This is a genomic window from Micromonospora sp. DT201 (genome assembly GCF_049841575.1).
Lineage (GTDB): Bacteria > Actinomycetota > Actinomycetes > Mycobacteriales > Micromonosporaceae > Micromonospora.
This window is the reverse complement of sequence record NZ_JBNCKP010000016.1, coordinates 73,664-88,255: the sequence shown is the minus strand read 5'-3', so window position 1 is coordinate 88,255 and position 14,592 is coordinate 73,664. Positions and strand designations below refer to the sequence as shown.

Here is a 14,592-nt window from a genome sequence, read left to right as displayed (position 1 = left end):
TCGACCAAGCAGAGCTTCGATTGACCAAGCAGAGCAGGGCGGAAGGGGCATTGCCGTGATCGAGCAGCCGGCGTACACCGGTTTCGGTTTCTCCGACGGGGAGTGGGGGCTGCTGGTCGGCCTGCCGCAGTCGGTGCTGACCGCGGCGAGCGCCGCCGAGTCCGACGGCACCCGCCGGACCATGGCGGAGACCGCGGCCGGGCTGGAGACCATCGCCGCCGGCCGGGAGTCGGCCAGCCCGCTGGTCGCCGCCGTGGCCGGCGAGATCGTCACCCGGGTCGGTGACCCGGAGACCGGGGCGGAGCTGCCGGTCATCGCGCCCGACGACCCCCGGGCGCTGATCGACGACGTGCTGCTGCGGGCCGGCCAGGCCGCCGCGCTGCTGGCCGGCCGCGTCGACGAGGGCGAGGCCGGCGCGTACAAGCACTGGCTCGTGAAGATCGCCGAGCAGGTGGTGGGTGCCGCGTCCAGCGGTGGGCTGCTGGGCATCGGCGGCGAGTCGGTCAGTGACTCCGAGCGGCGCTTCCGCGACCGGCTCGCGCACGTGCTCACCGACTGACCGACAACGACGTACCGGCCGGGTCGGTCGGCTCGGCGGCCAACGCCGCGGGGTCGGCCGGCCGGACGCCGCGCAGCGCGACCAGCGCGGTGACCGCGCCCAGCGCCATCGCCACCATGACGGCGATCGCGGCGAGGTGCAGCCCGTCGGTGAACGCGACCCGGGCTGCGTGCAGCACCGCGTCGGCCAGATCCGCCGGCAACCCCTGAGCCACCGCGAGTGCGCCCCCCAAGGTCTCCTGGGCCGCGTCACCGGCGTCGGCGGGCAACCCGGCCGGCAGGCCGTCGACGATCTCGCGGCGATAGACCGCCGCACCGACGCTGCCGAGGATCGCCATTCCCAGCGCACCGCCCAGCTCACTGCCGGACTCGGTCAGCGCCGACGCGACACCCGCCTGCTCGGGCGGCGCCGCGCCGAGGAGCAACTCGGTGACGAGTGACATCACCGCCACCAGGCCACCCGCGTAGACACTGGCACCGACGAGCAGCAGCCACAGTGGCGTCTCCGGTGTGACCTGGGTCAGCACCGCGAAACCGAGCAGTGCGACCCCGAAACCCGCACCGATCAGGTACGCCCGCTCGACGCGCTGAGCGAGCGCGGCGGCGGCCGGCGCGACGCCGCCCACGGCGAGGGACGGCACCAGGCTCCACAGTGCCGCCCGCAGCGGGCTCAGGCCGAGCACCAACTGGAGATGCTGGGTGGTGAAGATGGCGAAGCCGACGATGGCGAACATGGCCAGCAGGTTGACCGCGAGCGAGCCGGCGAAGCCGCGACGACGGAACAGCCCAAGGTCGACCATCGGGTACGCCCGGGTCCGCTGCCGGTGCAGGAACAGCGCGCCCACCAGCAGGCCGGCGACGATGGCGAGCACCCGCACAGCGCTGACGCCGTCGCGGGCCATCTCCTTGATGCCGTAGATCACCGGCAGCAGCGCTGCGAGGGACAGTGCCGCGCTGAGCAGGTCGAACCGCCCGGTCGCCGGGTTGCGGAACTCGGGCACCAGGACCGGGGCGAGCAGGAGCAGCATCAGCATCGCCGGGATGTTGATCAGGAAGATCGAGCCCCACCAGAAGTGCTCCAGCAGGATGCCACTGAGCACCGGGCCGATTGCGATGCCGCCGGTGAGGGTGGCGGTCCAGATGCCGATCGCGGTGCCGCGCTGCTTGGCGTCGTGGAACATGTTGCGCACCAGGGCGAGCGTGGAGGGCATCAGGGTGGCCCCGCCGACGCCGAGGACGGCGCGCGCGGCGATCAACGTCGCGGCGCTGTCGGCGTACGCGGCCAGCAGCGACGCCGCCCCGAACGCGGCGGCGCCGATCAGCAGGAGCCGGCGTCGGCCGATCCGGTCGCCCAGAGCGCCCATGGTGATGAGCAGCCCGGCCAGCACGAAGCCGTAGATGTCGAAGATCCAGAGCTGCTGGGTGCCGGTGGGGCGCAACTCCTCGCTGATGAACGGGACGGCGAAGTAGAGCACCGACACGTCCATCGAGACCAGGAGCAGCGGCAGCATCAGCACCGCGAACCCGATCCACTCCCGGCGGCCGGCCTGCGGGGCCGGTGTAGTCATCGTCGTCATGATCCAATTCCCTTCTGCGTAGGTCGTACGCTGTAATGCGTAGACCATACGCAGAACTAGGATGGCGAGGCAAGGAGGAAAATGTGGCGGCGAAGACAGACGACAACGGGCCAGTGCTCCCACCGGCCATCGAGAGCGCCTGGGGGCTGCGGGAAAGGCCACCCAAGGGGCCCCGGCCCCAGATGAGCGTGCCCACCATCGTGGACGCCGCCGTACGGGTGGCCGACGCCGACGGGCTGGCGGCCGTCTCGATGAGTCGGGTGGCCAAGGAGCTGGGTGCCGCCACCATGGCCCTCTACCGCTACGTCGGCTCGAAGGACGAGCTGCTGATGCTCATGGTGGACACCGGGTACGGCCCGCCGCCCGGCCCGCCCCCACCGGAGGCCGACTGGCGTGCCGGCCTGACCCGGTGGGCCCGGGCCGAACACGAGGTGCTGCGGCACCGGTCCTGGCTGCTGCACGTGCCGGTCACCGGCCCACCGATCACCCCGCAGCAGCTCGGCTGGATGGAGGACGGGCTGCGCTGCCTCGACGACACCGCCCTGGCCGAGGGCGAGAAGCTGTCGGTGCTGCTACTGATCACCGGCTACATCCGCAACGAGGCCACCCTCACGTCGCAGATCGCCGAGGGCGCTCGGGCCGCCGGGCTCGAGCCGGGCGAGATGATGCCCGCTTACAGCCGCATGGTGGCTCGGCTCATCGACCCGGCCCGGTTCCCGGCGCTGCACCGGGTGCTGACCGCCGGCGTACTCGACCAGGACGACGACCCGGACGACGAGTTCACCTTCGGCCTGGACCGGATCCTCGACGGCATCGAGGCTCTGATCGGCCGACGAACGACCTGAGGACACGCGATGTTGCACAGGGAAACCCTCGACACGACCCTCCTGCCGCCCAGCGAACGATTCGGGATGTGGCTGGATCTGGTCGCGCGCACCTCGGCGCCGATGCGGGTCCGCTCCGCGCACGACGACGACTTCGTCGCCCGAGCCGACTTCGTCGACCTCGGCCCGATCCAGCTGATCAGTTACGACTACCCGTCGCTGGAGGCCACCCGGACCCCCAAACTGATCCGCCAATCCGACCCGGAGCTGTACATGCTCGCCCTCACCATCCGCGGCGTCGGCACGTCCAGCCAGGACGGCCGACAGAGCGAGATCCGCGCTGGTGAGTTCACCTTCTACGACGCCTCCCGGCCGCACGACGTCGGCCACCACGCGACCGAGCCGGAGCAGGACCAGGCCACCTCGATCATCACGATGATCCCGCACGCCGCGCTGCCGCTGCCGCCAGAGCGGATGGCCGCGCTCTACGGCGGGCGGATGTCCGGCAGCGAGGGGATCGGGGCGCTGTTGGCGCAGTTCCTGCTGCAGGTGACCCGGCACCCCGAGCAGTACCATGCCGCCGACGCCAGCCGGCTCGGCGCGGTGGGCCTCGACCTGGCCACCACCCTGCTCGGCCGACACCTGGTCGCCGAGGACGCGGTGCCCACCGAGGTCCGCCGCCGGGCACTCCTCGCCCAGGTGCAGTCGTACGTCCACCGGCACCTCGGCGACACGACGCTCAGCCCACAGGTCATCGCCGACGCCCACCACATCTCGGTGCGGTCGCTGCACAGGTTGTTCGAGGCTGAGGACATCACGGTGGCGTCGTACATCAGGGATCTGCGGCTGACCCGCTGCCGGCGCGACCTGTCCGACCCCGCGCTGCGCAACCAGCCCGTGCAGATGATCGCGGCGCGCTGGGGATTTTCCGACAAGGCCCACTTCAGTCGGGCGTTCCGGGCGGCGTACGGGACGAGCCCGCAGGAGCATCGCGAGGGCAGCTCAGATCCGGCGCGGATCGTCAACCGTCCGGCATCCATGGTCAACTCGCTCGCGGCAGACTGACACCAACGCGGCTTACCGCCGCCCGCACAGCGGGCCCAGGTGGGCTGCGCCAACGGGGGCCGCGGCGAGGCGCCCGCCGCGCGTGCGGCGGGCGGCCGCCCGGTGGCCCGCTCAGGCCTTCTCCAGCAACTCCAGGACGAGTCGCTCGGCCTCCTCGCGCGGCGCCTGCGGGTCCATCGACGCCACCACCCCGTCGTGGTAGAGGTCGACCACCCGCGGATCCACATACGACGCACGAGCCACCGTCGGAGTGTTGCCCAGCAGCTCGGCCACCGCGCGCATCACCGCGACCACCGCCTTGCGCCGGGCCGTCACCGAACGGGCCGGGCCAACCGTGGCCAGCTCGGTGGCGGCGAGGACTGTGGCGTGCCAGGTGCGGAAGTCCTTGGCGGTCATCTCCCCACCGCTCGCGTCGCGCAGGTACCCGTTGACCTCGTCGCTGCGCACGTCACGCCACTCCCGACCGTCCCAGTAGCCGAACAGCCGGTCCGCCCAACGCCGGCGACGGCGCAGATGGACGAGCACCTGGCACAGCTCCGGGTCCTCGATCCGGCGTACCTGCTCGATGCCACCCTTCGCCGGGAACACGAAGACCACGCAGCCGCGCCGGGACCGGGCGTGCTCGGGGCGCAGGGTCGACACCCCGTACGTCGGGTCGTCGCCGGCCGCGTACTGGTCGCTGCCGACCCGGAACATCCCCATGTCCAACAGTCGGGCCACCGTGGCCAGCACCCGGTCTCGGCCCAGGCCCCGACCGTCCAGGTCACGCCCCACCCGCTCCCGCAGCGCCGGGAGTCGCCGGGCCACCTCCAGCATGTGGTCGAACTTCGCCTCGTCCTGCTTCTCCCGCCACAGCGGGTGGTAGACGTACTGCTTGCGACCCGCCGCGTCGATCCCGATCGCCTGGATGTGCCCGTTCGGGTGGGGCGAGATCCAGACGTTCTGCCAGGCCGGCGGGATGACCAGCTCCCGCAGCCGGGCCAGGACGTCCGGATCCCGGACCGGAGCGCCGGTCGGGTCGACGAAGGCCCAGCCCCGTCCGCGCCGGCGCCGTCCGTACCCCGGTCGTCCCGGGTCACTACGCCGCAACCGCACCGGAGACCCGCACCACCCTCTCCACCTCGGAAACGGCGGCCAGCACCTCGTCGAGGCGCAGAGCCGCCATCGTCGGGTGGCTTCCTACCCCGTCCCACCTGGGCCAATCCCCGTCGCCGGCCCAGAGCACCCGGTGCCGGGGCCGGTCCGGTGGCGGCCCCCAGTGCGCCGGCGGCACCGGCCCGAAGAGGACGACCGACGCGGTGCCGTACCCGGTGGCCAGGTGGGCCACCCCGGTGTCACCGCTGACCACCAGTCGGGCGTCGGCCACCAGCGCGGCGAGCGCCCCGAGGTCGGTCCGGCCCGCCAGCACCGAGTCGGACGCCAGGCCGGCGGCGTCGGCCACCCGGGCCGCCAGCGCCCGTTCGTCCGCCGAGCCGGTGAGCAGCACCCGGTGCCCTCGATCGGTGAGCGCCCGGGCCAGGGCGGCGAACCGCTCGGCGGGCCAGCGCTTGGCGGGGATCTTGCTGCCGGGGTGCAGCACGGTGGCTCCGGTCGGCAGCTCGGTCGACCCGGGCCGGCGCAGCCCGAGGTCGGTGCGGTCGGCGGGGATGCCGTACCAGGACAGCAGCCGGCACCATCGGTCCACCTCGTGCTCGTCGGCGGCCCACCGGGGGCCGTCCGCGCAGCCGGCCTCCGGGTTGGCGAAGGCGAGCAGCCGGCCGGGTCGGGTGGCGGCGAGCAACCGGTGCGACTGCGGGCCGCGCCCGTGCAGGTTGACCGCGACCTGCGGGGTCGACCCGACCCGGAGGGGCCGATCGAGCCCGGCGGTGTCCACCAGCCGGTCGACGCCACCGACCAGGTCGACCAACGGTGCCAGCCAGGCGGGCGCCGCGAGCGCCAACTCCTGACCGGGGTACGCGGCCCGCAGCGCCCGCAGGGCGGGCACCGCCGTGACCAGGTCGCCGACGCCGAGGGCGCGCAACACGAGGATCACGGGTACGAGGTCTCCTGCTCGGCGCAGACCACCAGCTCGCGCACCGCGCAGCCGGGCGGCTGGTTGAGCGCGAACATGATCGCGGCAGCGGTGTGGGCGGGATCGTTGAGGATCGCGTCCGCCCCCGGCTTGTACTGCGGGTCGCGCTCGTCGAAGAACGCGGTGCGCATACCTCCCGGGATGAGCAGCGTGACGCCGACCTGACCGGCGAGCTCGGCGGCGAGGGCGCGGGTGAAACCAACCACGCCGAACTTCGCCGCGCAGTACGCGGTGGCGTCGCTGACCGCCTTGACGCCCAGGGTCGAGGCCACCGTGACGATGCGGCCCCGAGACGTCAGCAGGAACGGAAGCGCGGCCCGGATCACCGCCGCGGTGGCCAGCAGGTCGACGGCGATGATCCGGTCCCAGGTCTCCCCCGGCAGGTCGGCGAGTCGACCCGGGACGTCCGTGCCGGCGGCGGTGACCACCGCGTCCAGGCCACCGGCCTGCTCGGCGAGATGGTGGGTGGCCACCTCGGCGGCCCGCGTGTCGGCCAGGTCGCACTCGGTCCAGGACACCCCGTCGGCCGGCGGCTGCCGGTCCAGGACGACCGGGCGACCACCGGAGGCGGCCACCGCGGCGACCACCGCCGCGCCGAGCCCGCTGGCGCCGCCGGTGACCAGGACGGTGGGTCCGGCACCGGGCCGCGTGGCGGTCATCGGGTCCGCTCCCCGACCGAGCGAACGATCATGTCGGTGGTGGAGCGGCCGTCCAGGTAGGGCACCACCACCGCGTTCCCGCCCCACCGGCGCAGGACCTCCGCCTCCGGCAGGATGGCTGCGGCGTCACCACCACCGGTGGCGTAGTCGCCGCCCTTGACCCAGATGTCCGGTCGTACCCAGGACAGCGCCGCCTCCGGGGTCGGCTCGTCGAAGATGAGGACCGCGTCGACGCAGCTCAACGCGGCCAACAGTCGACTGCGGTCGCCCTCGGACATCACCGGTCGATCCGGCCCCTTCAGGCCGGCCACACTGGCGTCGGAGTTCACACAGACGATCAGGCAGTCGCCGAGCTGCCGGGCGGCCTGCAGGGTGGCCACGTGCCCGGCGTGCAGCAGGTCGAAGCAACCGCCGGTCGCCACCACCGTGCCGCCTGCGGCACGTACCTCACCCAGGAGCGTGGCAACCGCCGCCACTCCCACCCGTGCACCCCCCGGGCCGGCGGCGCTGGTCAGCACGGGGCCGCTCGTCGTTCGCGACCGCGGGGCTCGCAACACCGGCTCACTCCTCCCGCTCATGGGCAGCGCCGCCGCCACTCCCCCACCAGCCACGTACGCGGACGCCTCGGCGACCGCGGCCTGCACCGCCTCGGAGACGAGCGCGCCCTGGGCCAACGCGAGGCTGGCGGCGGCCGCGAACCGGTCGCCGGCCCCGCAGGTGTCCCCCTCGGCGCTACCCGGCGTCGGCACCACCAGCGGTGTCGACCCGGCGTGGCAGAGCAGAGCCCCGTCACCGCCCAGCGTCACCGCGACCGCACCCGCCCGCCAGCGCCGCCGTAACCCCTGAGCGCCCCGCGACGCGGTGGCCAGCCGGGAGGCACCGGGCAGTGCGGGGACCAACTCGCGCACCTCCGACTCGTTCGGGGTGGCCAGATGCACGCCGGGGATTGCCGCCGGGCCGCGCGGGTGCGGGTCCCACACCACCGGGGCGCGGGTGGCGGCCAACGCGTCACGCAGTGCGGGCTGCCGGGCCACTCCCCGGCCGTAGTCGCTGACCAGCACCGCGGACGCCGAGCCGATCACCCGGAGCACCTCGTCGGACGGCGGACCGGGCTCCCCGGACGTGCCGCCGCGGTCGTGGCGCAGCAGCACCCGGCCCCGGGCCCGCAGCCGGATCTTCTCCGGCGTCGCACCGGACAGGGCCAACGGGTACACCTGCACGCCGGCCGCCGCGAGCAGCGCGCTCAGTCGGGCCCCGCCTGCGTCGTCGGCGAGCGCGGTCACCAGCACCACCTCGGCGCCCTGTGCGGCGGCGAACACCGCCGCCAGACCTGCGCCACCCGGTCGGTCACTGGCCGCGGTCTCGTCGAGAACCGGCACCGGGGAGTCCGGGCAGAGCCGGTTCACCACGCCTTCCACGTCCCGGTCGAGCAGGGTGTCCCCGAGCACCACCACAGGTCCCCTCACGCTTGCCTCCCCATCCTCACGCGTCGACCTGCTGTCCGGTCCCACCGTCGAGCACCACTTCGACCCCGGTGCGCACCGGCCCCGACGGGAGCCGACCGGCCGGCGCGGGCTCCCCCGGCACGTGGTGGCCAACCGACGGATCGGTGGCCGCGGCCAGTGCGGCAGGCAGTTCCTGTTCGAGGTACTCGCAGAGCAGGTGACTGGTCACCAGGTGCAGCTCCTGGACGACCTGGGTGTCGGGGGACGCGACGGCCAGCACGTCGTCGCAGGCGTCGGCGAGGGGATTGGGGGCGGCACCGGTGAGTGCCCAGGTCGTCAGGCCGACGTCGCGGGCGGCCTGAGCGGCACTGACCAGATTGGGGCTGGTGCCGCTGGTGCTCAGCAGCAGCAGAACGTCGCCGCGGCGACCGTGGGCGCGCACCTGACGGGCGTAGACGTCGGTGTAGCCGTAATCGTTGGCGATCGCGGTGAGCGCGCTCGTCTCGGCGTGCAGGGCGATCGCGGACAACGGCTGACGGTCGTCGTGGAGCTTGCCGACCAGCTCGGCGGTGAGATGCTGGGCTTCGGCGGCACTTCCGCCGTTGCCGGCGACCAGCAGGCGACCCCCGCCGGCCAGCCGGTGCGCCAGGTCCGCGCCCCAGCGCGCCAGCTGCGACTCACACCGCCGGTACGGCACCAGCGCCGCGGCGAGGTTCGTCAGGTGGGTGTCGAGCAGACTGCCCGCCGGCATCAGGCCACCACCCGGGCCGGCCGGCGTACGGCAGCCACCTCGCTGTAGACATCGACCAGCCGCTCGGCGGTGGCCGCCCACGAATACCGCGCCCGGGCCCGCTCGCGCGCCGCCGCGGCGTACGCGAAGCGCCTGATCCGATCGTCGAGCAACCCCTGGATCGCGACGGCCAGAGCATGCGGGTCCCGCGCCGGCACGAGGTCGCCGGTCGTCCCGTCGACCACGGTGTCCCGGATGCCGCCGACGGCGGTGCCGACCACCGGCACCCCGCAGGCCATCGCCTCCAGTGGGGTCAACCCGAACGGCTCGTACCAGGGTGCGGCGACCAGCAGGTCCGCCGAGCGGTACCAGCGGCCCATCTCCTCCCGGGGTACCGCACCGACCAGGTGCACCCGCTCGGCCACCCCGCACGACTCAGCGAGGGCCCGCAGCCGCCGGGCGTACGGGTCGGTTTCCAGCAACCCTTCGGGTGGGCCGCCGACCACCACGCATTCGGCGCCCGGGACCAGCGCCATCGCGCGGATCACGGTCTGGAAGCCCTTGCGTTCGACGAGCCGGCCCACGGTCAGGATCCGGGCCCGACCCGGTTCACGGTCGGCGGCCGGCCCGAGCGGGGCGAACGTGGCGAGGTTGACTCCGGAGGGCACGACGGTCATTCGAGACCGGGGCACACCCATCCGGACCAGTTCCCCGACCTCGTCGCGGCACTGCGCGACGATCCGGTCCACCGAGCGGCCCAACTCCCGCTCGTAGGACACCCGCCGGGCCGGGCTGGTGTCCTGCACGCCCTGGTAGCGGCGCTTCACCGTGCCCAGCGCGTGGTACGTCTGCACCACCGGCACACCGGTCTGCCGGCCAGCCGTCAGCGCCGCCAGACCACTCATCCAGAAGTGCGCGTGGATCACCTCGGGCACCCAGTCCCCGCCCCGCCAGCGCTCGATCAGCCAGCGACTGAACTCCCGCATGTGCGGCAGCAGCGCGTCCTTGGCCACCGGCTCGGCCGGGCCGGCCGGCACGTGCACCACGTCGTACCCGTCCGGGCTGCGGACGGTCACCGGCAGGTCGAGCGCGTCCCGGCGGGTGTAGACCCGCACCTCGTGCCCGGCGGCGGCGAGCGCGGCGGACAGCTCCGCGACGTGCGTGTTCTGGCCGCCGGCGTCCTCCCCTCCGAGGACGGCGAGCGGGCTGGCGTGCTCCGAGATCATCGCGATCCGCATACTTCCTCCTCCAGCAGCCGGTCCCAGTCAGCGAGGAAACGGTCGAGGCCGTACTTGTCGCGCGCGGCGGTTCGCGCCGCCACGCCGGCCTCGCGGGCGGTCGCCGGTTCGGCAATGAACCGGCGGGCGGCGTCGAGCAGGGTGTCGGTTCGGGTGGCGAGGGCACCCGCCTCCGGAGGCACCGCCGTCACCGCCTCGGTGGTGGCGAGCGCGACGACAGGCATGCCGATCGCCATCGCCTCGATGAGACTGAGCCCCAGCGAAGTCCACCGGCACAGGTGCAGGTACGCACGCCGCCGGGCCAGCTCGGCGTGCATCCGGTCCTGGGGCACGTCGTCGTGGCTGGTGAGCCGGTCGGCGGGCAACCCGAGATGGTCGGCGAGGCCGGCGACACCCATGCCGAACACGTCCAGCGGCGCGATCTCGGCGAATTGGGGCAGCAGATCGGTTCCGGTGACCCGACCTCGTCGTACCGGCTCGTTGATCACCACCGCGAGCCGGTCGAGTTCGCCGGTGTAGGACGCCGAGGGGGCGACGATGCCGTGGTCGACCACTGTGGTGCGGGACGCGCCGGTGTCCCAGAAGATCTGGTTGAACCCGGTGACGTGCGCGATGAGCAGATCACCCCGGTCGGCCATCGGGTGTCGCGTGTTGGGCACGTCGCCCTTCGGGGTGTTGTGCTCGACATAGATGGCGGGCACGTCGCGGCCCGGGCGGCGGCGCAGCCACGCCTCGGCCCGATCGATCTCGTCGGGGCGTTGCAGGATGACCAGGTCGACGTCGGTGCCCGGCAGTTCCTCCGGGGTGACCTCGACGGCGCTGTCCGGCCAGGGGTAGGTGCGGGCCCGGCCGAGGCCGTAGGGGCCGCGGTCGGGTGTGGTGGGAATCAGGTAGCGATGGCTGCCATGCACGAACGACGTGGTCCAGGAGCCGTGCACGTGCCAGAGCAGGATGTTCATCGCCCGCCACCACCACCGCTGACGGCGAACGCCCGCAGCGCGTCGACCACCTCGACCGGATCGATGCCGCTGAGACAGGGGTGCCCCGACACCGGGCAACTGGCTGCCCGGGTGTCCCGGCAGGGCGCGGCGGCGTCGCCGAGCCGGACGGTGGGCACCCGGTAGGGCCCCCACTGACCGAACGGAACGGTAGGCGCGAAGAGACTCACCACCGGCACACCGGCCGCAGCGGCGAGGTGCGCGGGCCCGGTGTTGCCGACCACGACCGCGCTGGCGTCCGCCACGATCGCGGCCAGACCGGCCAGGTCGGTTCGGCCACCCAGGTCGGTGCCGCCGGCCGCCGCGACCTGGGCGGTGACCTCGCGCTCGGCGGAACTGCCGGTCACCAGCACCCGATGCCCGGCGGCGGTCAGCGCCCCGGTGATCCGGGCCGCCAGATCGGGCGGGCAGGCCCGACTCGACGCGGCCGAGCCGGGATGCAGCACCACGTACCCCGGAGCACCGAGATCGGCCGGGCGCGGCCCCACGGCGTCGCGGCGCAGCCGGAGCACAGGTTCGTCGCCGTCGGGCAGCCGGTGGCCTGCCGCGGCGGCGAGGGAGAGGGCACGTTCGGGTTCGGGTACGCCCACCGGCACCCGATGGCGGATGTCCAGCAGCGAGCCCGGGTAGTCGTCACTGATCGCCGAGATCCGACCGACCCCCGCCATCCGCAACAGCAGCGCCAATGGCAGGGCGGACTGGTGGAACGAAGTGAAGACCACCGCCTCGTCCGCGCCGACCGCGCGCAGGCGTGCGGTCAGGCCCCACATGACCTCCGGGTCGATCGGCGCCGGCGACGGATCGATCCACGGCAGCGGATGCTCGATGATCTCGTCGACGCCGGGCAGCAGCTCGGCGGCGGCACGGCCGCGCGGCCCGCACAACAGCACCACCCGCTGCGCTCCGGCCGCGACGGCGCGGATCGCCGGCCCGGTGACCAGCACGTCCCCCGCCGAATCCGACCTGACCACCAGCGCTGTCCGCACCGGGTCGCCGGGCGGGGTGGCGGGCCGCACGGCTTGTTGGCGGCGCAGGATCTCGTCCACCGCGGCCGGCAGGTCGCTGGCCACCCATCCGGCGGCGGCGACCTCCTCCGGCCGGGTCACCGGGGTGGGCACCAGCACCCCCGCAGCCCCCGCGGCCAGCGCGGCGGCAACGTCCCGGCCGATGTCGCCCACCAGCACGCACCTGGACGCGGTCGTGCCCAACTCCCGGGCGGCGGCGTACACCAGGCCAGGTTTCGGCTTGCGGCAGTCACAGCCGTCCGCGTCGTCGTGCGGGCAGACCAGCCACGCGTCGAACCGGCCCAGCAACTCCTCGACGCGGGCGTGCACCGCACCCATCTGCTCGCCGGTGAAGTAGCCCCGGGCCAGGCCAGACTGGTTCGTCACGACCGCCAACCGCAGACCGGCCGCCCGCAACCGGTCCAGTGCCGCCCGCGCTCCCGGCACCGGGCGCACCTTCTCCGGGTCGCCGTTGTACGGCACGTCCTCGATCAGAGTGCCGTCGCGGTCCAGCAACACCGCGTCGTACAGGACTCCTCGGGGGCTCCCGACAGACCCGGAACCGGCGCGGTCAGCAGCGGCGTACGCCCGGGCTGACCTGCGCTGATACGGATCCTCCTGGTCCTGTCGCACAGCCGGCGGGTTCCCTGCGCCCCGAGGAGTAAACGTCGTCACCGGGGCGGCGGGCCAGCGCGGCGGCGGGCCAGCGCGGCGGTGGTGCCCGTGTCGGCCTTACCCGCCGCGCGGGAGAAGCTAACCCGCCAACCGTTACCCGTGGCGTGGTGCGGGTATGGGAGTCCAGTGGCGATTGTGGAGAAAGTGATCGACGCTGCCCCCCAACAGGTGTTCGACGTGCTCGCCGACGGGTGGACGTACAGCGACTGGGTGGTGGGCACGGCACACCTGCGTGACGTGGACGACGCCTGGCCCCGGGTGGGCAGCCAACTGCACCACAAAGCCGGGCCGTGGCCGTTCTCGTTGCAGGACGCGTCGACGGTGCTGGTGTGCGAGCCGCCGCACCGGCTCGTGCTGAGGGCGGGCCTCTGGCCGGCCGGCGAGGCGATCGTGACGTTCACGCTGCAACCGGTCGACGGAGGCGCCACCCGGGTTCGCATCGGGGAGGATTTCGCGTCCGGCCCGCTGCGCTGGGTCCGCAACAAGGTCAACGATCTGGTGCTGCACCTGCGCAACCGGGAGACGTTGGACCGGCTCGCCGACATTGCCACCCGACAGAAGGGGTCGCAGTGACGCAGACCGTGGTGGTGACGGGCGCGAGCGCCGGCGTTGGCCGCGCGGTCGCGCACGCGTACGCGGCTCGGGGCGCCCGGCTGGCGCTGCTGGCCCGGGGGGAGGCGGGCCTGGCCGCCGCCGAGCGGGAGTGCCGCCTGCGCGGCGCGACCGACGTGCGCGCGTACCGGGTCGACGTGGCCGACGCGGGTGCGGTGCAGCAGGCAGCCGACGACGTGGCGCACCGGTGGGGCCGCATCGACGTGTGGGTCAACAACGCCATGGTGTCGGTGTTCGCACCGGCCTGGGAGATCCCGGCGCGCGAGTTCCGCCGGGTCACCGAGGTGACCTACCTGGGCACGGTGCATGGCACCCTGGCGGCGCTGCGACACATGCGGGCACACGGGCGGGGCGCGATCGTGCAGGTGGGTTCGGCGTTGGCCTACCGGGGGATCCCGCTGCAGTCGGCGTACTGCGCGAGCAAGCACGCCGTGCAGGGTTTCAACGACTCGCTCCGCGCCGAACTGCTGCACGACTGCCCGGGGGTGAAGCTGTCGATGGTGCAGTTGCCGGCGGTGAACACGCCACAGTTCTCCTGGGTCCGTACGCGGCTTCCCCGGCATCCGCAGCCGGTGCCGCCGATCTTCACGCCGGAGTTGGCCGCTCGGGCGATCGTGTGGTCCGCCGATCGTGGCACCCGGGAGCTGAACGTGGGCGGCCCCACGTGGCAGGCCCGACTTGCCGACGCGCTGTTCCCCGGCCTGCTCGACCGGAAGCTGGCCCGTGACGGGTACGAGAGCCAGCAGACCGGCGACGAGATCGATCCGACCACCTGGCGCGACAATCTCGACCATCCTGGCGATGAAGACACAGATCGGGGCACGGCGGGCGTGTTCCATGAACAGGCGCATGACCGGTCAGCGGCCCTCTGGGTCGGCACCCACAAGCCGGCGGTGTCCGGTGTCGCGCTCGCCGCTGTGGCGCTTGCCCTCACCGCCGTGGCCCGTCGCAGACGTTGACCGCCTCTCGCTGACGTCGACCTCATCTCGCTGACGTCGACCGCTCTCGCTGACGTCGACCGCCCGACACCGACGTCGGTCGCCCGACCTGGGCGCGCTGGCACGCCAACTCCCCGACGAGCGCATTGATACCCGGACACTGCGGGGCACTGCCGTCCGCAACGCCTGGAAGGGGTG

At 73.3% G+C, this 14,592-nt stretch carries 14 protein-coding genes; 5 read left to right on the top strand and 9 right to left on the bottom strand.

Annotation, left to right across the window (positions count from 1 at the left end):
- The first annotated feature begins 55 nt into the window (after window positions 1-55).
- Window positions 56-559 (top strand): hypothetical protein, encoded by a 504-nt coding sequence (locus ACLQ28_RS23800; RefSeq protein WP_425688485.1) that lies wholly within the window; start codon window positions 56-58, stop codon window positions 557-559.
- Here the strand turns inward: ACLQ28_RS23800 and ACLQ28_RS23795 are convergent.
- Entirely contained in the window at window positions 549-2,126 is a 1,578-nt protein-coding gene (locus ACLQ28_RS23795) for an MFS transporter (protein WP_425688484.1), read from the bottom strand. The two genes, ACLQ28_RS23800 and ACLQ28_RS23795, sit on opposite strands and share 11 nt — an antisense overlap.
- 92 nt (window positions 2,127-2,218) lie before the next feature.
- On the opposite strand from ACLQ28_RS23795, the gene ACLQ28_RS23790 reads away from it, so the two are divergent.
- Both ACLQ28_RS23790 and ACLQ28_RS23785 read left to right on the top strand, forming a co-directional pair.
- Window positions 2,219-2,980 (top strand): TetR/AcrR family transcriptional regulator, encoded by a 762-nt coding sequence (locus ACLQ28_RS23790; RefSeq protein WP_425688483.1) that lies wholly within the window; start codon window positions 2,219-2,221, stop codon window positions 2,978-2,980.
- A 9-nt stretch (window positions 2,981-2,989) separates the two neighbouring features.
- Window positions 2,990-4,024 (top strand): helix-turn-helix domain-containing protein, encoded by a 1,035-nt coding sequence (locus tag ACLQ28_RS23785; protein ID WP_425688482.1) that lies wholly within the window; start codon window positions 2,990-2,992, stop codon window positions 4,022-4,024.
- A 111-nt stretch (window positions 4,025-4,135) separates the two neighbouring features.
- On the opposite strand, the gene ACLQ28_RS23780 is transcribed toward ACLQ28_RS23785, so the two are convergent.
- The 8 genes from ACLQ28_RS23780 to ACLQ28_RS23745 are packed head-to-tail and all read right to left on the bottom strand — an operon-like array spanning window position 4,136 to window position 12,802.
- Complete coding sequence (locus ACLQ28_RS23780) at window positions 4,136-5,119, bottom strand: DNA topoisomerase IB (protein ID WP_425688481.1); 984 nt, start codon at window positions 5,117-5,119, stop codon at window positions 4,136-4,138.
- Window positions 5,103-6,056 (bottom strand): glycosyltransferase family 9 protein, encoded by a 954-nt coding sequence (locus ACLQ28_RS23775; protein WP_425688480.1) that lies wholly within the window; start codon window positions 6,054-6,056, stop codon window positions 5,103-5,105. Before ACLQ28_RS23775 ends, ACLQ28_RS23780 begins: the two co-directional genes overlap by 17 nt.
- Window positions 6,053-6,754, bottom strand: coding sequence for an SDR family oxidoreductase (locus ACLQ28_RS23770; protein WP_425688479.1), 702 nt, complete (start codon window positions 6,752-6,754; stop codon window positions 6,053-6,055). Before ACLQ28_RS23770 ends, ACLQ28_RS23775 begins: the two co-directional genes overlap by 4 nt.
- A complete protein-coding gene (locus tag ACLQ28_RS23765; RefSeq protein ID WP_425688478.1) occupies window positions 6,751-8,220 on the bottom strand; it encodes a PfkB family carbohydrate kinase in 1,470 nt (489 codons plus the stop codon). The genes ACLQ28_RS23770 and ACLQ28_RS23765 overlap by 4 nt, the downstream gene beginning before the upstream one ends.
- A gap of 16 nt (window positions 8,221-8,236) precedes the next feature.
- Window positions 8,237-8,953 (bottom strand): D-sedoheptulose-7-phosphate isomerase, encoded by a 717-nt coding sequence (locus ACLQ28_RS23760; protein WP_425688566.1) that lies wholly within the window; start codon window positions 8,951-8,953, stop codon window positions 8,237-8,239.
- Window positions 8,950-10,167, bottom strand: coding sequence for a glycosyltransferase (locus tag ACLQ28_RS23755; RefSeq protein WP_425688477.1), 1,218 nt, complete (start codon window positions 10,165-10,167; stop codon window positions 8,950-8,952). The genes ACLQ28_RS23760 and ACLQ28_RS23755 overlap by 4 nt, the downstream gene beginning before the upstream one ends.
- Window positions 10,152-11,126, bottom strand: a complete 975-nt coding sequence (locus ACLQ28_RS23750) for a glycosyltransferase (protein WP_425688476.1) — start codon at window positions 11,124-11,126, stop codon at window positions 10,152-10,154. Before ACLQ28_RS23750 ends, ACLQ28_RS23755 begins: the two co-directional genes overlap by 16 nt.
- Window positions 11,123-12,802, bottom strand: coding sequence for an HAD-IIIA family hydrolase (locus ACLQ28_RS23745; protein WP_425688475.1), 1,680 nt, complete (start codon window positions 12,800-12,802; stop codon window positions 11,123-11,125). Before ACLQ28_RS23745 ends, ACLQ28_RS23750 begins: the two co-directional genes overlap by 4 nt.
- 186 nt (window positions 12,803-12,988) lie before the next feature.
- On the opposite strand from ACLQ28_RS23745, the gene ACLQ28_RS23740 reads away from it, so the two are divergent.
- The gene (locus ACLQ28_RS23740) at window positions 12,989-13,417 is read left to right on the top strand and encodes an SRPBCC family protein (RefSeq protein WP_425688474.1); all 429 of its coding nucleotides are present in this window, start codon (window positions 12,989-12,991) and stop codon (window positions 13,415-13,417) included.
- Entirely contained in the window at window positions 13,414-14,415 is a 1,002-nt protein-coding gene (locus tag ACLQ28_RS23735; RefSeq protein WP_425688473.1) for an SDR family oxidoreductase, read from the top strand. The genes ACLQ28_RS23740 and ACLQ28_RS23735 overlap by 4 nt, the downstream gene beginning before the upstream one ends.
- Window positions 14,416-14,592: the final 177 nt, after the last annotated feature.